Origin of the sequence: Actinomyces bovis (genome assembly GCF_900444995.1) — a bacterium.
Classification (GTDB): Bacteria; Actinomycetota; Actinomycetes; order Actinomycetales; family Actinomycetaceae; genus Actinomyces; species Actinomyces bovis.
Genome location: NZ_UAPQ01000001.1, coordinates 251,603 through 275,285 on the forward strand (window position 1 = coordinate 251,603; position 23,683 = coordinate 275,285).

The 23,683-nt window shown below is 64.9% G+C and carries 17 protein-coding genes; 10 read left to right on the top strand and 7 right to left on the bottom strand.

The annotated features are described in order from the left end of the window. The first annotated feature begins 72 nt into the window (after nt 1-72). Genes DR039_RS01095 through DR039_RS01115 form a run of 5 tightly spaced genes read left to right on the top strand, consistent with a single transcriptional unit; the run spans nt 73 to nt 7,542 of the window. Complete coding sequence (locus DR039_RS01095) at nt 73-3,129, top strand: choice-of-anchor M domain-containing protein (protein WP_111835564.1); 3,057 nt, start codon at nt 73-75, stop codon at nt 3,127-3,129. Then, entirely contained in the window at nt 3,126-4,718 is a 1,593-nt protein-coding gene (locus tag DR039_RS01100) for an anchored repeat ABC transporter, substrate-binding protein (protein ID WP_172458338.1), read from the top strand. The genes DR039_RS01095 and DR039_RS01100 overlap by 4 nt, the downstream gene beginning before the upstream one ends. A 57-nt stretch (nt 4,719-4,775) precedes the next feature. Beyond that, entirely contained in the window at nt 4,776-5,936 is a 1,161-nt protein-coding gene (locus tag DR039_RS01105; RefSeq protein ID WP_111835565.1) for a choice-of-anchor M domain-containing protein, read from the top strand. Further along, nucleotides 5,933-6,664, top strand: a complete 732-nt coding sequence (locus DR039_RS01110; protein WP_111835566.1) for an anchored repeat-type ABC transporter ATP-binding subunit — start codon at nt 5,933-5,935, stop codon at nt 6,662-6,664. The genes DR039_RS01105 and DR039_RS01110 overlap by 4 nt, the downstream gene beginning before the upstream one ends. Then, nucleotides 6,658-7,542, top strand: a complete 885-nt coding sequence (locus DR039_RS01115; RefSeq protein WP_197719065.1) for an anchored repeat-type ABC transporter permease subunit — start codon at nt 6,658-6,660, stop codon at nt 7,540-7,542. The genes DR039_RS01110 and DR039_RS01115 overlap by 7 nt, the downstream gene beginning before the upstream one ends. Before the next feature lie 103 nt (nt 7,543-7,645). Here the strand turns inward: DR039_RS01115 and DR039_RS01120 are convergent, their stop codons facing one another. After that, nucleotides 7,646-9,832 (bottom strand): Rne/Rng family ribonuclease, encoded by a 2,187-nt coding sequence (locus DR039_RS01120; protein ID WP_456318603.1) that lies wholly within the window; start codon nt 9,830-9,832, stop codon nt 7,646-7,648. Between the two features lie 1,050 nt (nt 9,833-10,882). Between DR039_RS01120 and DR039_RS01125 the strand changes: the two genes are divergently transcribed. The 5 genes from DR039_RS01125 (at nt 10,883) to DR039_RS01145 (ending at nt 19,388) form a co-directional block, all read left to right on the top strand. Beyond that, nucleotides 10,883-12,364: a cytochrome ubiquinol oxidase subunit I gene (locus tag DR039_RS01125; protein WP_111835568.1), complete on the top strand. Its 1,482-nt coding sequence runs from the start codon at nt 10,883-10,885 to the stop codon at nt 12,362-12,364. Between the two features lie 20 nt (nt 12,365-12,384). Further along, entirely contained in the window at nt 12,385-13,515 is a 1,131-nt protein-coding gene (gene cydB, locus DR039_RS01130; protein ID WP_111835569.1) for a cytochrome d ubiquinol oxidase subunit II, read from the top strand. A 167-nt stretch (nt 13,516-13,682) separates the two neighbouring features. Next, complete coding sequence (gene cydD / locus DR039_RS01135; RefSeq protein WP_197719066.1) at nt 13,683-15,560, top strand: thiol reductant ABC exporter subunit CydD; 1,878 nt, start codon at nt 13,683-13,685, stop codon at nt 15,558-15,560. Continuing rightward, complete coding sequence (gene cydC, locus DR039_RS01140) at nt 15,557-17,395, top strand: thiol reductant ABC exporter subunit CydC (RefSeq protein WP_111835570.1); 1,839 nt, start codon at nt 15,557-15,559, stop codon at nt 17,393-17,395. The genes cydD and cydC overlap by 4 nt, the downstream gene beginning before the upstream one ends. Beyond that, nucleotides 17,379-19,388 (top strand): sensor histidine kinase, encoded by a 2,010-nt coding sequence (locus tag DR039_RS01145; RefSeq protein ID WP_456318604.1) that lies wholly within the window; start codon nt 17,379-17,381, stop codon nt 19,386-19,388. Before cydC ends, DR039_RS01145 begins: the two co-directional genes overlap by 17 nt. On the opposite strand, the gene DR039_RS01150 is transcribed toward DR039_RS01145, so the two are convergent. From DR039_RS01150 to coaD, 6 genes are all read right to left on the bottom strand, one after another. Further along, entirely contained in the window at nt 19,308-19,958 is a 651-nt protein-coding gene (locus DR039_RS01150) for a response regulator (protein WP_111835571.1), read from the bottom strand. The two genes, DR039_RS01145 and DR039_RS01150, sit on opposite strands and share 81 nt — an antisense overlap. Before the next feature lie 77 nt (nt 19,959-20,035). Then, entirely contained in the window at nt 20,036-21,049 is a 1,014-nt protein-coding gene (mutM, locus tag DR039_RS01155; protein ID WP_111835572.1) for a bifunctional DNA-formamidopyrimidine glycosylase/DNA-(apurinic or apyrimidinic site) lyase, read from the bottom strand. Continuing rightward, nucleotides 21,042-21,839, bottom strand: coding sequence for a ribonuclease III (gene rnc, locus DR039_RS01160; RefSeq protein WP_111835573.1), 798 nt, complete (start codon nt 21,837-21,839; stop codon nt 21,042-21,044). Before rnc ends, mutM begins: the two co-directional genes overlap by 8 nt. After that, nucleotides 21,839-22,420, bottom strand: coding sequence for a YceD family protein (locus DR039_RS01165; RefSeq protein WP_172458339.1), 582 nt, complete (start codon nt 22,418-22,420; stop codon nt 21,839-21,841). Before DR039_RS01165 ends, rnc begins: the two co-directional genes overlap by 1 nt. Before the next feature lie 105 nt (nt 22,421-22,525). After that, the gene (locus DR039_RS01170) at nt 22,526-23,089 is read right to left on the bottom strand and encodes an ATPase (protein WP_111835575.1); all 564 of its coding nucleotides are present in this window, start codon (nt 23,087-23,089) and stop codon (nt 22,526-22,528) included. Between the two features lie 64 nt (nt 23,090-23,153). Beyond that, nucleotides 23,154-23,639 (bottom strand): pantetheine-phosphate adenylyltransferase, encoded by a 486-nt coding sequence (gene coaD / locus DR039_RS01175; protein ID WP_172458340.1) that lies wholly within the window; start codon nt 23,637-23,639, stop codon nt 23,154-23,156. Nucleotides 23,640-23,683 lie beyond the last annotated feature (44 nt).

The window sequence follows — 23,683 nt, forward strand, 5'->3', positions numbered from 1 at the left end:
ACTTGCATTCCCGACCGAGATGTCCTACTACTAGACATGATAATGATTCCCGATCCGATTAGGTGTGTTCCCATGCCCCTATCCCTCAGCCCTGCCCGTTTAGCCCCGCCCATCGCCCGTCCGCCCGCCCGCCTCATGCGGCTGGTCGCCGCCATCTTCACCTTTGCCTTAGCGCTAGTAGGCACCCCAGGGCTAACCGCCCCCGCCTACGCGGCCGAGCCAGCCGTCGTCGACTCCGGCCGCGTCGACCTGTTCCGACTCACTGCAGATGACGCTTCCCCCGCAGCCCTAAGCACCACAACGGTCCACACCACTGAGCGGGGAGAGTCACAGCTAGACCCGGGCAGCACGATCTTCAAACTTCCCGCAACCGGCCCCAAGGTCAACCCCTTTGGGATTAAGGACGTGGAGAAGGGCTATTTCCTGGGGGGTGACCGTGATGACCTCAGCACCTTCTCCATCGGCTGGGATGGCAGCAAACTCTCCCCCCGCTTCGGCAGAATTATCTCCCAGGTGGAGTCCGTACGCGGGCCGGTAGGCGCCCACGTCTATGTGCACGGACTCAATGAGGACTACGAGCCCGAGCCCCTGCTGGCCGCCCCCGCCCCCGCAGATCCCGGCAAGCCTGTCTATGAGTTGGGCACCGGCATGGCCTTGAGCGCCCTGGCGGCGCAGCCCACCGCCGCGAGGTGGCTGTTTACCATGCCCGGCACCTACCACGTGCGCTTAGCTCATCAGGCTGTGAGTGCCGACGGCGTTAAAACGGCGCCTTCCCCCGCCGTCACCTACACCTTCCAGGTAGGAACGGAAGCGACGGCTGAGGACCAGCTCGCCGAAACCACCACCCCGCCACCTGGCGCCACTCCCCCACAGGAACATGGCAAAAACCCCAGCCAGCCCACCCCTCACAAACCCGAAGAGGGCAATACCCCACAGCCCCAACCTACGCCGACGCCGTCCCCCAAGGCCCCAGAGACCCCTGCGCCCAAGCAGCCGCAAGACCCCGCCACCTTGTCCGTAGCGGTCAGTGACACCCCCGCAGTCGGCCACCCCGCCACCATCACCGCCAAGGGATTCACCCCCGGGGCCGCAGTGGAATTGCTGATCGACACCGAACTGTTGGCCACCGTAACCGCCACTCCTGAAGGCGCCACCACCGCCTGGACCCCCACCGCCGCACAGGCCGGCGAGCGCACCATCACCGCCCGCTCCGGCAGCCGCAGCGTGGCCACCAAAGTCACGGTCGCCGCTGCTAAGGCGCCCCAGGATGACAGCTCTAAAAAGCCTCAGACTCCTGAAGGACCCCAGCCCGGTGCCCCGACCCCCGCGCCCAGCCCGAGCCCAAAGGCCGAGGATGCTTCACAGTGCCTGCCCGCAGGAGTCAAAACCGTCCTGGATCACGGGCATATCGACATGCTCAACCTGTCCTCTGACGCAGCCGGCTCTCTGAGCCTCCAGCTCAAGGAAACGGTCACCAAGCCCGGCCAAGCAGTTCTGCATGATCCGGCCACCGTCCTAATGCAGATCAAAGAGGCCGCTCTGGGCGAACTCCCTGAGGCTTCCCGCAGCGCCGTCCCCGGCCTGCCCGCGCGCGGGTACATCCTGGACCAGAGCGGCCAGGACCAGGACACTCTGATCTGGCCCGGCTGGGACACCACCGAGGCCGCCCTGGGCGGCTACGGTGCAGCCACCTTTGACGTGTCCTGGACCGGCCCCAAAGAGGCGAGCATCCACGCCTTCCTGACCTCCTTGGGCAAGGCCGAGTCCGTGCTGACCGACGGCGGCTATGAGCTCAAGGCTGCTGGTTCCACCATCAGCCAGCCCACCCCGGCCCACAAACACGTGAACTGGGTCTTCTCCCACTCGGGCCGCTACACGCTACGAGTCACCGCACATGCCAAGAAGGCCGACGGCACCTCCCAGGCAACCTTGCAACGCGTGTACCACCTCGACGTCGGCAAGGTCCCTTGCGACGGGCATATGACCGACCCAGGCCAAGCTGGTGGCAGCCAGAATCAGGCACCTGCGACTAAGGCTCCAGCTAAGCCGGAGCAGGGCCAGCAGAACGGCGCCACCAGCTCCACCGGCACCTCCGGCAGCACTGGCGGCTCAGCCGCAGGCAACCCCGCGGGCCTGGTGGGCCACAACGCTGGCTCCTATGGCAGTCACTCCGGTGCGGGCCTTGCTCGCGCAGCCGTATGCCTTCCTACCATCGTGACCCGTGAGGCCACCGCCGAAGAGGCCAAGGCCCTGGGCGCTTCCGCTGGTACGAACGCCGCCACCCCCAGCGCCGGTGCTAGCGCGGCTCCCGCAGGTAGCTCCGTCGCCGGCCAGGACGTGTGGATGATTCCAGCCAGTCAGATCTCCGGTGTGCCTTGGCTAGGTCTGAACTCGCAGCACGAGTCAGTGGTAAACGGTTCTAGCGGCGAGGTGGTCTACACCCTGACCTCGGTGGACGGCCCGGGCAACGTGGCCGTGTTCATGTCCGGCAAACTCGGCTCCGGCGTGGGCGCGCACGTCTTTGACAAGGTGGGTGACTCCTACACGCTGCCCAAGAACACCCACGCCCACCCCAACTGGGTCTTCACCGCCCCCGGCACCTACAAGGTGGGCCTGGAAATGTCCGTAACCCCCAGCTCCGGCTCCACCATCACCACGCCCAAGGCCTCCACCACCCTGAGCTTTGTGGTGGGTCCGGGCGCCAGCGGTGACGCCACTGACGGGCACTTTGACCTAGGCCCGGTGGCTGAAAGCGGTGCCCTGGTGGCCCGGGTGAAGGATGACCGCAAGCAGCCCGCCACCTGGGTAGACCCGACCACCCTCACCTTTGCCCTCGGGGACGCAGCCAAGCTCAAAGCCCCGGAGGAGCTGTCCTTCATCTCCGCTGCAGCCAGCGCCAAGAGCGGCAGTGCCACCGGCAACAGTGGTCTGCAGGTGACTGGGGAGAAGGGGCCGAATGGCCGTCCGATGATCAAGGAGACCGTGGGCCGCACCCCCGATGGCAAGGCTTGCAACCTGGCCTCCACCGGGGTCAGCACACCCTCCCTGCTGGGGGCCTCCCTCGTGGCAGTGTCCGCAGGCGTAGTGCTAGCCGCCCTGCGACGCCGTCGGGACAGGGCGCAGGCGTGATACCAGCAAAGCGCCTGGCCAGGGCGGTGACGGTCCTTGCCGTCACCGCCCTGGCGGTCGCCGGATGCCGCTTTGGAGTGCACCCTCTAGCCCCCAACGCCGACGGCGAGCTACGGGTAGTCACCACCACCGGAATCCTCGCCGACCTGGTCAGACAGGTGGCAGGGGAACGGGCCACCGTCTCCCAAATGGTTCCCGACGGTGCTGACCCCCACTCTTGGGAACCTTCCCTGCGTTCGGTACGCGACGTCGCCTACGCAGATCTAGCCTTCTCCAACTACCTGCTATTGGAGGAGCACGCCATCATCCGCACCCTGGACGCCAACCTGCCAGCGGCTTCCACCTCCGTGTCTGTGGCAGAAGCCGCCGCCAAACACGGCGCCACCATCCTGCCCCTGGTGGAAGACCGCAGCCTGGACACCGTCTGGCTGGGCATGCGGGTAGCCGGAGACGGCAAGCAACACGGCGCCACCCGGGCCTCAACCATTGACCTAACTGCCACCGGCGTTGAGGGCCCCGGCCAAGCCGCCGCCTACCTGACCACTTCTTTCGGCCAGCCGGAGATCGGCTTCTCTTCCACCGATGGCTTCGACGCCGGGGATGGCTACGCCGCCGACACCACAGTCCTGCCTGCCAACGCGCACCAACACATGAGCTGGGCCTTCACTCTGCCGGGAATCTATCGGGTCACTTTCCAGGCCCGTCTCCGCCCCACCCCAGCAGCTACTCCGGTGCAGCTAAAGCCCGCCACGGCGGTCTTCGCCGTAGGGGTCAGTGCCCAAGAGCTCGCCACTGCCGAGGGGCGCGAAGTCCTCTCCGCCGGGCACGCCGATATCACCGTGGACCTGGACGCCGGAGGCGTGAACTTAGCAGTGGACGCCGCCAGTGGCGCCGGAGGCATGGAAACCAAGAGCCTGGATAGCACGGTTATTGAAGTGCCCCCACGCACTGTCACTCAGGTGCCGGGGGCCAGCGGCTTCCGCTTCCTGGGGGAGCCGGGCGCCCCGGTGTACGTGCTACCCCAGGCGGTGCTCGGCAAGCATGTGCATGGAGAAATCGACCCCCACCTGTGGCATGACGTGCACAATGCCGCTGCCTATGTCCGTGTGATTCGCGATGCTCTGGAGCAGGTGGACCCTGCTGGCGCCAGCACCTACCGCGCCAGGGCCGCCGCCTACCTCAGTGAGCTTGATGCCCTAGACGCGCAGGTTGCCGCCACCATTGCCACGATCCCCGCGGAGCGACGCCGTCTGGTCACCACCAACGATGCCTACGGCTACCTGGCTAAGGCTTACGGATTAGAGGTCTCTGGCTTCGTGGCCCCCAACCCCAGTGTGGAACCTTCAGTGGCTGACCGGGTGCGCCTTTCCACTACTTTGCGAGATCTGGCAATCCCCGCCGTATTCCTGGAGCCCAACTTGGCCCGGACCCGCTCCACCCTGCGCAGCACTGCACAGGACGCGGGCGTGCGGGTTTGCCCGCTATACGGGGACACCTTGGACTCCGGCGCACCTACCTATGTGGAGATGATGCGTTTCAATGCCCGCTCACTGGCCCAATGCCTCGGGGGTGCGCCAGCAAGTTCCTGACTGCTACCCCCTCTCCCTTAGGCCCTCCGGGCCCCTCCCCTACCCGATTGGAATTACATGCCGCTCCGCCTTGCCCGCTTTGCTCACCCCACCTCCGTAGCTGGCCGCTCATTTAGCCGCTCCACCCGACGCCGTCGCCCCAGCTGGCTGCTATTCACCGCCCTGCTGGCCCCACTGCTGGCCGGTGGCCCCGCCGCCTTAGCTGCCCCCGGTGACGACGCCACCGACCCCGCTCTCCAGCAGACTGTCACCGCCGACGAGTCAAGCTCCGCTGAGCCCACCACCGTCAAAGCCGGTCATGTGGATGTCGGCCCACGGGTGGTGGAGGGCAAGTGGACCGTGCAAGCCCGCGATGACTCTGGAGCCACACCCGTGTGGCGCGATCTAGACCAGACCGTCCTGCAGGTAACTGACTCAGCCCTCCTGGACGCCCCCACTGAGCCGGCCTACTCCTTTATGGGCGGCCAAGCCGGGGAGCGCTGGTACGTGGTCCCCCAGACGCAGAGCCCAGATGTGGTTTGGTTAGGTTGGAATACGCAGGACCCCGGCGTCACCAAGCTGGTGGACCGCGGCGCCACCATGCGCATTGGGCCAGTCACCGGCCCTGGCAAGTCTTGGATGTTCCTGCAGAACGGCACCTTTGGGGAGCCGCTGCTGTTGGTTGATGGGCAAAAGGAGCAGCCGCAGGACGTCTGGGTGGATGTCAATACGCATGTGCACGCCAACTGGGTGTTCACCCAGCCCGGCATCTACCTGGCCCGGCTCAGCTTTGAAGCTCAGACCGTCGACGGCAGGACCGTGCAAGCCACCTCCACTCTGCGCTTCGCCGTGGGCAGCCAGACCTCTAGCGACGACGCACTGAAAGCCGCAGTCCCCTGGGCCGCCGAGGTCGGTTCCAAGGAGCTGGCCGGGCCAGAGGCAGCTAAAGCTGGGACAACTCCGGCAACCTCCACCCCTGCAGGCAGCAGCCCTGCTTCCGGAAGCGCCGCAGGCAGTCAGTACCTGTGGTACGTGATTGGCTCCCTCGCACTAGCCCTGGTGGCGGCACTGCTTTGGGTGCTGGCTCAGTCCCGCCGGCGGTCTGCCGCTGAGCGAGCTGCCGCCATCGCGGAGGTGCACGCCTCCGCCCCGACACCCGAGCCAGACCCTGCAGCCCTCGCGGAGCTCACCGCACCCGCTCTCGGCTCTGCCACCACCACCGGGGAGCCCCAAGCATGAGCCAGCCTGCGCTCGCCGTCACCAACCTAGCCGTGGACTTAGGTGGGCGGCAGGTCCTTCACGACGTCGACCTGGCGGTCCATCCCGGTGAACTGGTGGGCTTAATCGGCCCTAATGGCGCTGGCAAAACCACCCTGCTGCGCGCTGTCCTGGGACTTACGCCCAAGCGGGGTGGAACGGTGCAGGTCGCTGGGCAGATCGGGTATGTGCCCCAGCGTCATGAGTTCGCCTGGGACTTCCCGATCAGCGTGCGCGACGCCGTATTGGGCGCTGTCACCGTGCGCCTTGGACTGCTGCGACGCCCCCGCAAGGAGCACCATGTGGCGGTGGAACGCGCCTTACTGCGTGTAGGCATGGACAGCTTGGGGGCGCGTCCCGTGGGTGAGCTCTCCGGTGGCCAACGTCAACGAGTGCTGGTTGCCCGGGCGCTAGCCCTGAAGCCTGCCGTATTGCTGCTGGATGAGCCTTTTACAGGCCTGGACATGCCCACTCAGGAGCTGCTGATGGACCTGTTCAAAGACCTGGCAGCAGAGGGCTGCGCCGTGCTTATGACCACCCACGATCTCATTGGCGCACGCGCCCAATGTGACCGCCTCTGCCTGGTAAATCGGACCGTAATCGCCGTCGGCACCCCTGCTGAGGTATCCGCTGCCGAGACCTGGATCCGCACCTTCTCGGTACGCCCCGATAACCCCCTGCTCACCGCCCTAGGAGTGGCCGCGTGCTGACCCCTATTGACTTCATCAACGACCTGTTCAACCCGGTGCTGTCCTTCTTACCGCGCGCCCTGCTCATGGCGGTGGTCTGTGCCCTGGTATGTGGGGTGGTTGGGGTGCATGTGGTTTTGCGCGGCATGGCTTTTATTGGCGACGCCGTGGCTCACTCCGTCTTCCCCGGCCTGGCAGTGGCCTTCCTGGTATCGGGCTCCCTGGTATTAGGCGGGGCGGTGGCTGGGGTGGCCACAGCCGTGCTGGTCGCCTTGCTAAGCCAGAATCGGCGCCTAAAAGAAGACTCTGTGATCGGGGTGCTGTTTGTGGGGGCCTTTGCGTTGGGCGTGGTGATAATCGCCCGTGCCCCCGGTTATGCCGGCAGTTTGCAGGGCTTCTTGTTTGGGTCCATCACGGGGGTGCCAGCCTCCGATATCCCAGTGGCGCTGGGCGGGGGTGCCCTGGTGCTGGGGGCGCTGGCGCTGTTTCACCGGCCACTGGTGGCTGTGAGTCTGGACCGAGAAACTGCGCGCGCTGCCGGGCTGCCGGTGCTGGCTTTGGATGTGCTGCTCTACGTGGCGGTATCTCTGGCAGTGGTGATTTCCGTGCAGACCATTGGGAATGTGCTGGTGTTGGCGCTGCTGGTGACCCCGGCGGCCACCGCCCGGCTGCTGACTGACCGGCTGGGGAGCATGCTGGTGCTCGCCCCGGTTATCGGGGCTGGGGCCGGGGTATTTGGCTTGTACCTGTCATGGTCCGTGGACGTGCCCACCGGCGCCACCATCGTCTTGGTGCTCACGGTGGGCTTCGCTCTGGCCTGGCTGCTGGCCCCGCGGCATGGGCTCCTAGCCCGGTGGGTGGGGCGGCGGTTCTCTCCGGCTCAAGCGCTGCAGCCCTAAGGCGCACTGGGTGCCCCGGCGCTTAGTGTCCTACCCCTGGTGCAGTTGCTCTGGCGCCACCTGCGGGCCCTTGGGGCTTACAGGCGGCGCCAGGAGCTACCCTTTAGCGTTCCTTATGGGCCTGCTCGGCTGCGGCAGCAATCTGTGCGAGAGCATCGCGGGTAGCTGCGCGGGCGGCGTCGTCTACCGGTTCGAGGACCTCAACGGTCTTATCCGCGCCGGAGCGTTTGCGACTGCTGGCAGGCGTCTCCTCCTGGCCCTTGCGGCCACGCCCACGCCCAGAACTACGGGCAGCGGAGGCGGACATATCAACCTGTTGGTTCTCCACCGGGTCTTCGTGGACGATAAAGCCTCGCCCGCCACAGCAGTCACAGGGAGTGGAGAAGGCCTCCACCAGGCCCTGTCCCACGCGCTTGCGGGTCATCTGGACCAGGCCGAGGCTGGTGACCTCGGTGACCTGGTGGCGGGTGCGGTCCCGACTCAGGCACTCCACCAAGCGGCGGAGCACCAGATCTCGGTTGGCTTCCAGCACCATATCCACGAAGTCGATCACCACCATGCCGCCGATATCGCGCAGGCGCAACTGGCGGACAATCTCCTCAGCGGCCTCAAGATTGTTGCGGGTGACCGTCTCCTCTAGGGTGCCGCCAGCGCCACCGGTAAAACGTCCAGTGTTGACGTCAATAACGGTCATGGCTTCGGTGCGGTCAATGACGAGGGTGCCGCCGCTGGGTAGCCAGACCTTGCGGTCAAAGCCCTTGGCCAGCTGCTCATCCACTCGGTGGGCGGTAAAGACGTCATCTCGCTCCACCCAGTGGACCAGCCGGTCAGCCAGGTCTGGGGAAAGCTCAGTAACGTACTCGCTGATGGTCGCCCAGGCTTCGGCGCCAGAGACGATAAGCGTCTTGAAGTCCTCGTTGAAGACGTCACGGACCACGCGCACGGCCAACTCAGGTTCACCCTTGAGCAGGACTGGAGCCTTGCCGGAGCCAGAAAGCACCTGCTTGGCCTTCTTGTCGATCGACTCCCACTGCTTGACTAGGCGCTGGACATCCGCCGCAAGCTGCTCCTCGCTAGCGCCCTCGGCGGCAGTGCGCACAATGACGCCGGCGTCGTCCGGAACGACTTTCCTGAGGATCTTCTTAAGGCGGGAGCGCTCGGTGTCGGGGAGCTTGCGGGAGATGCCGGTCATAGTGCCACCGGGGATTAGCACCAGATAGCGGCCGGCAAGGGTGACCTGGCTGGTCAGCCGGGCGCCCTTGTGACCGATGGGGTCCTTGGTGACCTGCACTAGCACGGTGTCGCCGCTGGAGAGCGCTTCCTCGATGCGGCGGGGCTTGCCTTCCATCCCGGCGGCATCCCAGTTGACCTCACCGGCGTAGAGCACAGCATTGCGGCCCTTGCCTAGGTCTACGAAGGCAGCCTCCATGGAAGGCAGGACGTTTTGCACGCGGCCGATATACACGTTGCCGACCATGGAGGTCTGCGTATGGCGGGCCACGTAGTGCTCCACCAGCAGCCCGTCCTCTAGAACAGCGATCTGGTTTAGGCCATCCTGCTCGCGCACGATCATCTGCCGGTCCACGGACTCACGGCGAGCCAGGAACTCAGACTCGGTGACGATGGGGCGACGGCGTCCGGCGGCGCGGCCTTCGCGGCGGCGCTGACGCTTGGCCTCCAGGCGGGTAGAGCCCTTGGGGGCGGCGATCTCATCGCGCAGGTCGCGGGATTCGGAGCGCTCTGAGCGGGTGCGGGTGCGACGGCGGCGCCGACGGCGGGAGGAGCCTTCGCTGGGCTCGGTGTCCTCCTCCTCGCTGGGCTCGGGCTCCGCCGCGGGCTCGTCTTCAGCTTCTTCGGCGGAGAGCTCGGTGGCCTCGTCTGAGCGGGTGCGGGAGCGGCGGCCGCGGCCACCGCGGCGACGCTTGCGTCCGGTGCGGCCTGTCTCCTCGGCGGCCTCCTCCGCAGCTTCCTCTAGGGAGTCTTCGGTCTCTGCATCTTCAGGGGCATCGTCGCTCACGGCGCGCTCGGGCTGCGCGGCTACCGGAGCCGCCTCGGGGGCCTGGGCGGCGGCGGTGACTTTGCGACGGCGGCGCTTAGCCGGAGCCGAAGCCTCCTCAGTCTCCACCGCGGTGGCGCTAACTTCAGAGTCTGCCTTCGCTGGGGCTTCCAGCTCTGGCTGCGTAGCTAAGGGAGCCGTCTCGGGGGCCTGGGTGGCGGCGGTCACCTTGCGACGGCGGCGCTTAGCACGGGCGGGGTCGGGGGCTTGGAATAGGAGGGAGGCGGCGGGCAGGCGCGGCTCCTCCTCAGGCTGCGCGGCGTCGTCGGTGTCCTCCTCCGGGGTCTCCGCCTCCGCTGCCTCTTCCAGCAACTCATCTTCCTCCAGCACCGGCTGCGCGGCGGTTACCGGTTCAGGGGCGGGAGCAGCTTCCGGGGCCTGGGTAGCGGCGGTGACTTTGCGACGGCGGCGCTTAGGCGCTGCAGGGACCTCTGCAGTCTGCTGCGCCTCGGCATAGTTCTCAGCAACTGGTTCCTTAACAGCTGATCCTGTCTCAGTTTGGTCTGCAGCGTCCACCGGCTCGGCGGGTGCCTCCTCGGCTTTAGCCGCAGCTTTCTTGCGGCTGCGGCGAGCCGGCTTCTTGACCGCTGGGACTTCAGTCTGTTCAGCGGCAGGCGCAGAGGTGGGGGCGTCGGTCTCCTGTGCGTCGCCAGCAGCTTCCTCTGGGAGTTTCTTGCCGCGGGCGGGCGCACTCTTCTTAGGAGTGGTTTGGGCAGCGGTCACCTTCCGACGGCGTCTGCTCGGGGCCGCTGGGGTGGTCTCCTCAGCTGCAGCCTCCGGGGCCTCGGTCGCGACGGCGGCGTCCTTCTCAATCTTGCGGGCCATGCTTCAGGGCACTCTCCGGGCACCGTCACCACCGCCGTACCTGCGGGGATCTGATGCGGTTGTTCGCCCCTTGGGGCGGAAAGTCTGTGGGTGCGCTCCCTTGATGGAGCGACGGGCCGGGACGGCGTCTGCGCAACCGGGGACTGCGGCGACGCTTAAGCGGCGCAAGGTCCCCGACGGGATCGTCGGACTGGCTCGGACGCGGCAGCCCGGTACGGGGGGCCGCAACGCCATGCTGAGTATCGCATAAGCCGAGCTCTGATGACGCCAGGCAGCGACTGTGTTTCCATCTGCGCTGCGCCGTAGCAACCATGGGACCTTGATCCGTTACCCGATCGAGGCACATGCCGCATACACAACGGAGACAAGCAGTCAGGAAAACCCTATACTTGCCGGGATTCGGGACCATCGTCCCGAACCCGGTTATTTATCCCATAAGCACTCTTGAAAGGGGCATCGATGGCGCTCGCCCCAATGGCGTTGGACTCCCTCGACCTTGCTCGGTGGCAGTTCGGCCTCACCACCGTCTACCACTTCATCCTCGTGCCTCTGACCATCGGCCTATCCCCGCTGGTCGCCTTGATGGAGCTCCGCTGGCTGCGGACCAAGAACGAGCAGTGGCTGCGGGCCACTAAGTTCTTTGGGAACATCCTCCTGATTAACTTCGCCCTCGGCGTCGCCACCGGCATCGTCCAGGAGTTCCAGTTCGGCATGAACTGGTCCGAGTACTCCCGCTTTGTCGGCAATATCTTCGGCGCACCACTAGCCTTCGAAGCCCTGCTGGCCTTCTTCATGGAGTCCACCTTCCTGGGCCTGTGGATCTTTGGCTGGGACCGACTGTCCCCCAAGCTCCATAACCTGAGCATGTGGATGGTGGCCCTGGGCACCAATATCTCTGCTTTCTTCATCCTGGCGGCAAACTCTTGGATGCAGCACCCCGTTGGCGCTGTCATCAACCCCACCACTGGCCGTGCTGAACTTGACGGCTTTGGTGGCTTCATCGAAGTGCTCACCAGCGAGCTTCTCATCACCACGGTCCTGCACGTGCTGAGCACCTCCTTCCTAGTTGCTGGCACGGTCATCTTCGGCGTCTCCGTGTGGTGGATGGTTAAGGCCGCTGCAGCCAAGCAGGAGCAAGAAGCTCACGGGCTGTGGCGACGGATGGCTCACTTCGGCGCCGTCACCGTAATCGTGGCTGGACTGCTGGCCGTTGTCACCGGCCACACCCAGGGGCAGGTAGTCGTCGAGCAACAGCCCGCTAAAATGGCTGCGGCTGAGCTGCTCTGTGAAGGACAGGAAAGGGCCGGTTTCACCGTTGCCGCCTTTGGTAAGTGTGAGGACGGCTCTGCCATGCACCTCATCACTATTCCCGGCATCTACTCCTTCATGGCCACCAATGACCCCAGTGCCAAGGTTATGGGACTCAAAGATGCACAAGCCATGTACGAGCAGCGCTATGGCGCTGGCAAGGACTACACGCCTGACGAGATGACCACCTTCTGGAGCTTCCGCCTAATGATCGGTCTAGGCATGATCTCACTAGCTATTGGCTCGGTTGGTCTGTGGATGATTCGCAAGGGCAGGATTATCACCAGCCCCAGACTAGGCAAGCTCGCTCTATGGACCTTGCCACTTCCCTTCTTGGCAGCCACCTTCGGCTGGATTTTCACGGAGATTGGCCGTCAGCCCTGGGTCGTGGCCCCCAACCTGGCGGACCCCATGTCGCAGGTCTATATGCGCACCGCTGACGGTGTCTCCACCGTTGTCTCCTCCCCCACCGTGCTCGCCTCCATGGTGCTGTTTACGCTCCTATACGCCGCGCTTGGCGTGGTCTGGTTCATGCTGCTGCGCCGTTACATCCGTGAAGGTGCGCACGCCTCGGTGACTAAGGACAAGGCCACAGGCAAGTCCGAGAAGCACGTCCTTTCCTTCGAGTACTGAGCCGAGAGGAAGTACAAGACATGACATTCTCCATTCTCTGGTTCATCTTGATCGCGGTCCTATGGATCGGCTACCTCACCCTTGAGGGCTTCGACTTTGGCGTCGGCATGCTGCTGCGCATCTTGGGCCGGGATGAGCGTGAGCGCCGCGCCATGCTCTCCACCATTGGTCCCCACTGGGACGGCAACGAGGTCTGGCTGCTCACCGCTGGCGGCGCCACCTTCGCCGCCTTCCCAGAGTGGTACGGCACCCTTTTCTCAGGTGCTTACCTGGTCTTGTTCCTGATCCTGCTGTGCCTGATCGTGCGTATCTGCGCCTTGGAGTGGCGTGGCAAAATCAACTGCCAGACCTGGCGGGACCGTTGGGACTGGGCACACATAGTTTCAGCCTGGCTCCCCTCTATCCTTTGGGGCGCTGCCTTCGCCAACCTGGTCCAGGGCATGAAGATTGAGGTTGTGGAGACCGCCACTGGAGGCGTCATCAGCCCTGAAAAAGTGCCTGCTGACACGCTCTTGGCTGGCGCTTCTCACCAGCTCACCGGCGGCTTCTTCAGCTTGCTGACGCCCTTCACTGTGTTGGGTGGAGTGGTGACTTGCCTGCTGTTCCTCACGCACGGCGCGCTGTTCGTAGCGCTGAAGACGGCGGGCGAGCTGTCTGACCGGGCCAAGACTTTTGCTCAGAAATCTGCTCTAGCCTCCACCGCGGTTACAGCCGTATGGGCGCTGTGGGCGCAGCTGGCCTACTCGCCTAACGCTCTGGCCTGGCTACCACTCGTGCTGGCGGCGCTGTCTCTAATTGGCTCCCTGCTGTTGACACTGCAGGGTAAGGAGAAGCCCGCCTTCTGGCTGCACTTTGGCGGAATCGCCTTCGCTGTCGTGTTCGTTTTCGCCGCCATGGCCCCGAATGTCATGAAGTCCTCCATCAACTCGGCCTACTCACTGACCATCCAGCAGGCAGCTTCTGCTGACATAACACTGAAGATCATGACCGTCGTGGCAGTGATCTTCGTGCCGATGGTGCTGGCCTACACCATCTGGGGCTACAAGGTCTTCTCCGCGCGCATCCACGCAGAAAAGATCGATCCCACAGTTGGGGGACTGCACCCCACCAAGATCCGGGATTCCAAGCAGCCTGCTACAGCCATGCACTGAGCTGCTGCACAACGGTTGAGGGCTGTGCCACCACCTGGGTGGCACAGCCCTCAAGCATCTCTGGACCAGGGGCGGGCAGTGCTGGCAGACCTAGAGCAGGCGGCGCTGATCCGCTGCGGCGGGCAGGTCGGATGGGACATAAGCCCCAGTCCCCTATCCTTGGGATTGTGAAGCCACTGGACCCCAGGCTCATGCGCTACGCCCGCGCAGCCCGTCATTACATCATCCTCACAGCGATCACCGGCACGCTCACCGCCGCCTTAGTGGTAGCTCAAGCCGTTCTAATCTCCCGGTCTATCTCCCCCGTAATCGATGGCAAGGCCAGTTGGAGTGACATCACCCCGCTGGTGGCGGGCCTCGCCCTGGTCTTCTGCCTACGGTTGGTAGTGCTACATGTGCAGGAATCGCGCGCCCATCGGGCTGCTACCGCCACCATTACCGACCTGCGCGCCCAGGTGCTGCGGCATGCCGTGGCGCTGGGGCCACGCTGGCAAGCACAAAATTCTGTAGACACCGCCACCCTGCTCACTCGGGGGCTAGAAGATCTGGAGCCCTATTTCACCCGCTACCTGCCCCAGCTGTTACTGGCTGCCACGGTCACGCCCGCCACTGTGGCCGTCATGCTCACCCAGGACTGGCCCTCAACCATTGCCGTGGTGCTCACGATCCCCCTAATCCCCATCTTCATGATCATGCTGGGGCGGATGACCGCCAAGCACTCAGCTGAACGACTCAAAACCATGGAGCAATTAGGCGGGCAAGTGCTGGATCTCTTGGCGGGGCTACCTACTCTCAAAGCCTTGGGCCGCGAACATGGCCCTGGCAAGCGCGTACGCGCCTTGGGTGAGGCATATACGGCCACCACCATGTCCACGCTGCGAATCGCATTCCTGTCAGGAGCAGTGCTGGAGTTCATCACTACCCTCTCCGTTGCGATCATCGCGGTAGAAACCGGTTTTCGGCTGCTCTATGGATACATGGACCTAGGCACTGCCCTACTGGTCATCATGATTGCCCCGGAGGTCTATCAGCCTCTGCGGCAGGTCGGCTTCCATTTCCATGCCTCAGCTAACGGCGTGGCCGCCGCAGAGGCAGTGTTCAAAGTATTGGACACGCCCCGCCCTGAGCGCGGTGCCCAGCCAGCCCCAGATCTTTCTCGCACTGCCATCAGCATTGAGCACCTGAGTGTGGCTGCACGCGGTGCTTGGGCCCCCGCAGACCTCAGCGCCATAATCCAGCCAGGCACTCTGGTGGCCCTCACCGGCGCTTCAGGAGCTGGCAAAACCACCACTGCACAAGTGCTGCTGTCACTCTTGCCTGCCGGGTCAGGCACCATCCGGCTGCTGCCGTGCCCCCAATCCGAAACAGCCCCAGGGACTGCGGGTAACGTGGAAAGCCTTGAACTGGCCCAGGTAGACCCCGTTTCCTGGTGGGGGCAAATCACCTGGGTACCACAACGCCCCGCCATTGTCCCGGGCACGGTGCTGGCCAATGTCCTAGAGACCGCAAGCACCACCGGCGACGTCGTCGCAAGCCCCTATGCGGCAAAAAGCGCTGCAGGCATGGCAGAGCCGGCATCTACAGCGGCCACTGCAGAACTCCTGGAGGCTGCGCGCAACACTGGCTTTGATGAGGTTGTGGAACAGTTGCCCGCTGGTTGGAACACTCGCCTGGGCCAGGGTGGCCAAGGCCTATCGGTGGGACAGCGCCAACGCCTGGCTTTAACCCGTGCGCTCCTAGCTCGCACCCCACTTGTGGTGCTTGACGAGCCCACGGCCCACCTGGATGCTGCCAGTGAAGCCCATGTAGTGCAGGCGGTGCGTACCCTGCGACAGGCTGGCCGCACCGTCGTGGTGATTGCACACCGCGCAGCCCTGGTAGCCATTGCAGATCAGGTTATCCAGGTCAGTTCGCAACCAGACCCATCCCTAACCGCCACCAGCCTTGGCCTGGCTGCTGCCGACGCAGACTCAGCTGAGGCAAACTCCCAGGACAGCAACTTCCCTGCCGCCAGCTCGAAGGCCAAGGTGGTGACCACCGCATGAGCACCTCAAATGAGAAAACCATCTTGCTCTTAAACGCCAGGGAGCGGCAGGCCTTGCACCGAGCCCTTGAATTGGTGGACCTGGACCGGCGTCGCTTCGCTATGTCTGTAGCCCTGGGCGTATTTGGCCTGGTCTGCGCCGTCGGGCTTTCAGCGGTGGCCGCCTGGTTGATAGCCCGCGCCTCCCAGACTCCAGAGGTAGTGGCCCTAGGTGTGGCCCCGGTGGCGGTGCGCTTCTTTGGGGTCTCCCGTCCCATCGCGCGCTACTGCGAACGTTTGGTCTCTCATGACGTTGCCCTACGCGGCATGACCTCTCTGCGCACCCGCCTGTACGAGATTCTCTCCGTCTCACGCACAGACACTGTGGCTGGTCTACGGCGTGGTGATGTGCTAGCGCGGGTAGGCAGTGACGTCGACGCCGTAGGGGACCTTTTAGTCCGCTCCTATCTGCCCATGTGGGTGGCGGGCTGCCTGGGGATAGCAACAACGGTGCTTGTGGCCGTGATCCACCCGGCCTCCGCCCTAGTGCTGGCCTTGGGGCTTTTGCTCTCTGGCTTGGGGGGCCCGCTGGCCACTATGCAGGCTGCCCGCCGTGCTGAGCTAGCCCGCCAGGAGGAGTCAAAGGAAGTCTCGGCACTGGCTCTCACCGTGCTTGATGGCGGCAGCGAGTTGGCTGTGGCGGATAGCTTAGACGGAGTCATGGGGGCATTGGCTGGGGCTGAGGCCCGGCTGGCCCGTAGCCGGGACCTGGCCGCCCGGCCAGCTGCTTGGGCTGCGATACTGGATCAAGCCGGTATGGCTATTGCTGTGGTCGGCAGCATCATTCTGGGAGTTCCAGCCGTGACGAATGGCAGCCTCGCCCCAGTGATGCTGGCGGTAACCGTTTTAGTGCCTTTGGCTGCCTTCGAGGCTAACGCGGCCTTAGGCCCCGCCACTGTGCAGCTGGTGCGTTCGGCGGGAGCGGCACAGCGAGTGGTGGAATTGGTGGAATCTGCTGAAGACTCTGCTGCCCGCGTGCCCCAAACCCATAGCTTGGCGCAGCCTGCAAGCAATGGCCCCGTACTGCGGGCGCGCGGGCTGGCTGTGGGCTGGCCTGCTGGACCGGCAGTGGCTGAAGGCATTGACCTGGACCTGCATCCTGGACGGCGGCTGGCCATAGTTGGCCCCTCCGGCATCGGAAAAACCACTCTGCTGCTCACCCTGGCAGGCCTGTTGGAGCCTAAGGCTGGCAGTCTGTTGCTTGACGACGGCGAGCCCTGGGGGGCTGCACGTGAGGAAGTCTCCAATCGGGTAGTCATGACTGCGGAAGACGCCCATATCTTCTCCACCACTGTGCTGGAGAATCTGCGGGTGGCCAACGGGACGCTCAGCCCCCAGGAGGCGCGCGCCTTGCTGGAGCGTGCTGGGCTGGGCCCCTGGCTGGCGGCTCTGCCTAAGGGTTTGGACACTGTTTTGGGTGCGGATGCCCGGGATGTTTCTGGGGGTGAGCGACGCCGTCTGCTGCTTGCCCGCGCCCTAGCCTCCCCCGCTTCCCTGCTGCTGCTGGATGAGCCAGCCGAACATTTGGACCCCGCCACCGCTGACGCGCTGGTTACCGATTTGCTAAACGCTGGCACGACGGAGGCCGGTGCTGACTCCCAGCTCCGCGGCATACTCTTGGTGACGCACCGGCTAAGTGCTCTCAATGCAGCAGACGAAGTGCTGATTCTTGGCCACAACACCAGCGAGCCCGCCAGCCCAGCTAGAGTGCTTGATCGGGGTACCCACGCTGAGCTGCAGCAACGTTCAGAGAACTACCGCTGGTCCCTCACCCAAGAGGATAAGAACCGTGAATGAGCCACAGCCCACGCCATCGACACCTAAGTCGTCTGTTTCCACACCTGGCTCCCGCCTGGCTTATGCGATCCACTCAGATCAGCACAGTCCAACTAACTCTGCACTAGACAGCCCACCTCTAAGCGCCACAGAGCTGGTCAAAGCAGCCCTGCGTCTCACCAGCTCCCTGCGCGTGCCCGACGCCCTCCGGCGCCTGGCGGACTCCGCCTGCTCGCTGACCGGAGCCGAATGGGGGACCATCACCGTCCTCAACAAGGCGGATACCGACCCCAATGCCCCCGTGAGCATGGGAGAACCAACGCTAAGCCCGGAGGCACTGGCAGGTCACGCTTCCCAGGCGCAGCCCATTGGCCCGGCTGGCGCAGGCGTGGTGGTAAACAACGATCTATCCGTAGCCCAAGCCTTTACCGGCCAAATTGAGGGAGAAAGCCCGGGCTGTCTCCTGTCAGCGCCACTGCGTCTGCACTCCCAGGTTTACGGGCGCCTCTACCTGGGCGACAAGCCCGGTGGCTTCACCGAGACCGATGTAACCACCGTGCTCATGCTCGCCGACGCCGCCGCCGTCGCCGTCGAAAATGCGCGCCTTTACCGCGAATCTCGTGACCGTGAGAAGTGGATGGCAGTCTCCCAGGAGCTCACCCAAACCCTCCTGTCCGGGGCGGAAGAGGACGACGCCCTTACCCTCATCGCCAAGCGAGTGCGGGAGGTGGCGCGGGCCGATGCTTCCGCACTCATTCTGCCCAGCATCGGCGAGACCTGGGTCTGTGAGATAGCGGAAGGCAAACACGCCAATGAGTTGCTTGGCACCTTCTTCCCGCCCGAGGGCCGGGCTATCACCACCCTCAGGCACCAGACCGGGACCATCGTTGAATCGCTGGCACAGGCCGCCCAGGACCATGACCTGCTGGTCCCGGTGCTAGCCCAATTTGGCCCGGCCCTGTACGCCCCCATGATCCACCGTGGCCGAGGCGTCGGGGTGATACTGCTGCTGCGTGACCTCGGGGAGCCGCCTTTCACCGCGCAGGATCTGGAGATCGCCGAGCTCGTGGCAGGGCAGGCCACCATGGCCTTTGAACTGGCAGACGCCCAGCACGCTGAAGAAATGGCTACCTTGCTGGACCAGCGCGCTCAGATCGGTCGGGACTTGCATGACCTGGCTATCCAGCAGCTATTCGCCACCGGCATGCAGATTTCAGCTGCGCGGGACCGCCTGCGCTCCGGTGAGAAGCTGGACTGTCAGAGGGTGGCTGAGGTGTTGGATAGTGCGCTGAGCGCAGTGGATGACTCCGTGCGCCAGATCCGTTCCATTGTGCGTTCCCTGCGGGACCGGGACGAGGATGTGAGCTTGGTGGAGCGGCTGCGGCGGGAGGCTTCCTTGGCCCGCACTTCCTTGGGTTTTGCGCCCTCGCTGCTTTTGAGTGTCGACGGCGTCGGTCTGTCTCATGCGGAACGCGGCACTGAGGATCAGCTCATCACCGCAATTGACGCAGCGATCGCCGAGGATATTGGCGATGACATGGTGGCTGTGGTGCGCGAGGGTCTAAGCAATGTGGCCCGCCATGCCCGCGCTTCCTCAGTGACGGTGGATGTGAAGCTCGAGGGGTTGCCGGGCACCGGTGGTGCCGAGGTTGGCGCGCTTGATTCTGGTGGGTGCTTGCCCTTTGCGGGCAAGGGGCAGGCTTCTGGCGACTCAGAGCCTTATGTGGGGCAACCGGTGGTGGAGATTGTGGTGCGGGACGACGGCGTCGGCGTGGATCCTGGCGTCACACGCCGTTCCGGCACAGCGAATATGGCGGAGAGAGCACGCAGGCACGGCGGCAGTTTTGTGATTGGGCCCCGAGCACGCTCAGATGGGGCGAGGCGTGGCACTTGCTTCACCTGGCGTGTGCCTTTGACGCGGCCCGGCAGAAAACTAGTTGCGCCAGCCGGAGGCCCGCTGCCCAGCCACCCAGGCGGCCACCTGGGTGCGGCGCTGCAGACCCATCTTGGCTAGCAGCGAGGTGATGTGGTTCTTGACAGTCTTCTCAGCCACGCCTAGGCGTTCGCCGATCTCCCGGTTGGAAAGGCCGTCACCAATGAGCTCAAGCACCTTGCGCTCAGCGTTGGTTAGATCCGAGGTGGGGTCGTCGTGGTCGGCGCGGCGACGTGTGACGGTCCGCTCGTCTAGCAGCACGCGGCCAGCAGCTACGGCTTTGACCACCTCGCTGATTTCTGCGCCGTGCACTGTTTTGAGCAGGTAGGCGCGGGCGCCAACTTCAAGTGCCTCGGCCAGGGCTTCGTCGTCGTCAAAGGAGGTCAGGACGATGGGCAGGGCCTCGGGCACGGCCTCCCGGAGCTCGCGCATAAGCTCGATGCCGGTGCCGTCGGGCAATTGCAAGTCCACCAGCACGACGTCGGGGCGCATTAGCTCGGCCCGGCGCAGGGCTTCCGTGCGTGAACCGGCCTCCGCTACGACGTCGAGTCCGTCGGCGCGGTCAATGATCTCCGCAATGCCGCGTCGGACGATCTCATGGTCGTCGACGATCATGACCCGGACCATCTCAGAGACTGCACTTGTGGACATGCTCCGGAGCCTATCAGTGCGCGGACGAAATCATTGAAAAACAAGGCTGCACCATGGCAGCTCAAGGCACCAATACTTCAGCCGCGCGGTCGCGTCTGGCACTGGGGGCAGAAAACATGGCTTCTGCCGCCCACTACTTCTGAACGCAGCACCGCGCCACAGCGGCGGCACTCCTGCCCGGAGCGTCCATACACGGCCAAACTGCGGGCAAAGAAGCCGGGGGCGCCTTCCGCATCCACATACAGGGCATCAAAGCTCGTGCCGCCGACTTCTAAAGAGCGGCGCATAACCACAGCTGTCTCCTCTAGGAGCCGCTCGGCGGCCTTCTTGCTCAGGGCGCTGCCGCGCCGCCGCCCATGCAAGCAGGCAGCCCACAGTCCTTCATCGGCATAGATATTGCCGACGCCGGAGACCAGGCCCTGGTCCAGCAGGAGAGTTTTCACGCCACGGCCTGAGCGGCGCAGCCGGGCGACGGCGTCGGCCATATCCAAGTGCGGGTCAAGCAGGTCGCGGGCGATGTGGGTGGCACTGGCTGGCAGTACGGCCCGCTCCTCCCCCTGGCCACCGGGCAGACCGTCCTCGGTGGGCACTAGTTCGTCAACGATCAGGCCACCGAACATGCGCTGGTCCACCAGGTCCAGGGAGGCGCCAGTGCGAGCGTCGCCCGCCAGCGGCTCCAGGTGTAGGCGGACCCGCAGGTGCTTGGGTTGCAGGCTGAGGTCGCGGACCAGGGTGGGGGCTTTGGTGGCGGTCAGGTCTACAGGCCGCTCCCCCGGCTGCTCCTCGGGGTGCTGCAGCACGGTAGCGTCAGGTTGGGCTTGAGCGGAGGTGCCGCGCACGAGTAGTTGCCCAGACATACCTAGGTGGGCGCGTAGGGCACGGCCATCGTCCAAGGGCAGCCAAAGGAACTTCCCGCGGCGGGCCGCCCCGGTGAAGCTGCGGCCGGTGAGTTGCTTGGTGAAGGCCTCGGCTCCGCCCTCCTGGCGGCGCAGGGGCCGAGGGTCCAGCACTTCTACACGCTGGACGGTACGGCCAGTCAGGTGCCGGGCTAAGCCTTGGCGGACGGACTCTACTTCGGGCAGTTCAGGCATGGCCTTTGCCCTGTTGGGCGAGTAGGTCGGCGCGCAGTGCCTCGTTGACGCCGGGTAGGTTCAGTCCGCCGTCGCCAAACTCGGCTAGGAGCGAGGCGTAGGCGGCTTCGGCTGCCTCATGCTCAGCGATTTTCTTGGAGCTGCCGGTTCCTCGGCCACGCACTTGTTCGGCGACAAGAGCTTGGGCGGTGAAGACGCGCTGGTGGTCGGGGCCGGAACCGCTTACCTGATAGCTGGGGTTGCCGAGGCTGTGGGCGGCGGAGAGTTCCTGCAGGCTGGTTTTCCAATCCAATCCAGCGCCGCGCGTGCGGGCGGTGGCAAGGAAGCGTGAGACCAGCCGTTCTACGACCACGCGCGTTGGTTCCATGCCCTTAGTTAGGTAGGTGGCGCCAATGAGGGCTTCAACAGTGTCGGACAGGATCGAGTCCTTGTCCCGGCCACCGTACATAGCTTCTCCGCGCCCCAGCTTGATGAACTCCCCAAGGCCCAGGTCGCGGGCCACCTCGGCCAGCGCCAGCTCAGAGACGGTGGCGGCGCGCATGCGGGCAAGCTGTCCCTCGGGCAGGTCCGGGTGACTGCGGTAGAGCCTTTCGGTGACAATAATGCCGAGCACGGAGTCCCCTAGGAACTCAAGGCGCTCGTTGGTGGGCAGGCCGCCTTGCTCATTGGCCCAGGAGCGGTGTGCCAGGGCGAGGTCCAGCAGCTCAGGGTCAATGTGTTCCCCCCAGCGATGGACGAGAGTCTGTACGTCTTCGCGTGCGGGTGGAGCGTCGCGGCGGTTTCGGGCCATTAGGCCTGCTCCTCCGGGTTGGCGGGCTGCTGGGCAGCTCTGGGGACTTCCTGCAGCAGGCCGCTTAGTGCCGCCCATCGGGGGTCGAGGGATTCGTGCTGGTGGTCTTCGGGAAGGTCTGCCAGGCGCTCACCGCAGTCTTGGCACAGGCCGGGGCAGTCGGGGTCGCATAGGGGCTGGAAGGGCAGGGAGCCGACTAGGGCGTCGCGCAGGGCGGGCTCCAGGTCCAAAGTGAACTCCCCCAGGACGAAGATTTCCTCGCCTTCGTCCTCGTCCTCCTGGTGCTGGCTGGCAGCTACTTCAGGTAGGAGGTAGAGCTCGTCAAAGCTGAGGTTTTGGTCTTCGTCTATATCTGCCAGGCAGCGCACGCATTCGCCGTGGATATGGGCGCGGGCGGAGGCCCGCACCAGTACGCCGTCTTCAGTGGAGGTTAGGGCTGCGTCCACCTTGAGTGGGGTGCCTGGCTGGGCGCCGATAATCTCCGTGCCTAGTCCCTCGGGAGCTGGCAGCTCTAGGTGGACGTCTTTGAATGAACCGATCTGGCGCGGCAGGTCGACAATGTCGATGACGAGTCCGTCCACGGTATTCCTCCTGCTGGTTTGGCGCATGCGGCTGGCGCGAGCAGGCTACCGCGCGTGGGCGGGGCCGTGAACCTGCTGGCGTCCCGGGGGCGGGTGAGGTGGCGCTCAGGCGCTGGCAGGGTCTACTGACCAGCCGGGGCGACGGCGGGGTTGGCCGGTCTGCGGCTTGGCCTCTTGGGCAGGCTGTGTAACCGGTTCGGCCATGCGGGCGGCGAGGACCTCACGTCCTGAGCGGATTTGCTCGGCGATCCGTCCCACTTCCTCGTATAGGCCTGCTAGGGAGCGTTCAGCGTATTGGTCCGCACCTTGACGCAGTTCCGTGGCTTTGGCCTCGGCGGCGGCGACGATCTCATCTGCGCGTTCCACAGCCAGGCGGGTGATGTTCTCCGCGGAGACCAACCGCTCGGCCTCCTCGTGGGCACGGCGCAGGATTTTGTCTGAGTCGGCTCGCCCTTGGGCCAGCACGGAGTCTGCGTCAGCTAGGACTGCACCGGCGCGGCGCACTGAGGTTGGTACGGCACGGCGAGCTTTTTCAACCAGCTCAAGGGCCTGGTCGCGGTTGACCAGGGCGGAGGAACTCATAGGCATATTGCGTGCGGTAACGAGCAGTTCCTCCAGCTCGTCGAGGATCTGGATGAGGTCTTCACCGGAGGTCGCGCTGGTGGGCATCGGTGGCTTCCTATCGTCGTGCAGTGGGCTGATGGTTTGGTGGCACCAGGCGGGCCGTCAGGGTTTAGTTCCCTCCGAGGGCTGAGCGCAGAGCTGCGGCCACGGTGGGGGTGACAAATTTGGTTATATCCGCCCCGAAGCGGACTGCGTCTTTGACCAGGCTGGAGGAGACGTGTGCGTAGGTGGGCGATGCCGCCAGAAACAGGGTCTCCGGGCCGCCGATCTCACGGTTGAGCAGGGCCATTGGGGCCTCGGCGTCCAGGTCTGTGCCAGAGCGCAGCCCTTTGATTATGGCCCGGGCACCCACCTGTTCGCAGTATGAGGCGAGCAGTCCGGGAGTCAGGTCTACGCTGGCGCCTTCGATGCCCGCCAGGCTCTCGCGAGCCAGGCGCAAGCGAGTTTCGACGTCGAAGAGCTGATGCCCGGTTTTGGCGGTGTTTTGGCCGATTGCTAGCACCACTTGGTCAAAGGAGCCCAGGGCGCGGCGGACGATATCCACGTGTCCCAAGGTGATCGGATCAAAGCTCCCGGGGTACACAGCCAAGCTCATGGCTTCACCGTAGCGGGCGCTCACGAGCCTGCGGGGACGCGCGC

Coding starts and splice junctions, on each gene's coding strand:
- DR039_RS01095 (WP_111835564.1), top strand. CDS start 73: ATGCCCCTATCCCTCAGCCCTGCCCGTTTAGCCCCGCCCATCGCCCGT.
- DR039_RS01105 (WP_111835565.1), top strand. CDS start 4,776: ATGCCGCTCCGCCTTGCCCGCTTTGCTCACCCCACCTCCGTAGCTGGC.
- DR039_RS01110 (WP_111835566.1), top strand. CDS start 5,933: ATGAGCCAGCCTGCGCTCGCCGTCACCAACCTAGCCGTGGACTTAGGT.
- DR039_RS01125 (WP_111835568.1), top strand. CDS start 10,883: ATGGCGCTCGCCCCAATGGCGTTGGACTCCCTCGACCTTGCTCGGTGG.
- cydB (WP_111835569.1), top strand. CDS start 12,385: ATGACATTCTCCATTCTCTGGTTCATCTTGATCGCGGTCCTATGGATC.
- cydC (WP_111835570.1), top strand. CDS start 15,557: ATGAGCACCTCAAATGAGAAAACCATCTTGCTCTTAAACGCCAGGGAG.
- DR039_RS01150 (WP_111835571.1), bottom strand. CDS start 19,958: ATGTCCACAAGTGCAGTCTCTGAGATGGTCCGGGTCATGATCGTCGAC.
- mutM (WP_111835572.1), bottom strand. CDS start 21,049: ATGCCTGAACTGCCCGAAGTAGAGTCCGTCCGCCAAGGCTTAGCCCGG.
- rnc (WP_111835573.1), bottom strand. CDS start 21,839: ATGGCCCGAAACCGCCGCGACGCTCCACCCGCACGCGAAGACGTACAG.
- DR039_RS01170 (WP_111835575.1), bottom strand. CDS start 23,089: ATGCCCACCAGCGCGACCTCCGGTGAAGACCTCATCCAGATCCTCGAC.
- coaD (WP_172458340.1), bottom strand. CDS start 23,639: ATGAGCTTGGCTGTGTACCCCGGGAGCTTTGATCCGATCACCTTGGGA.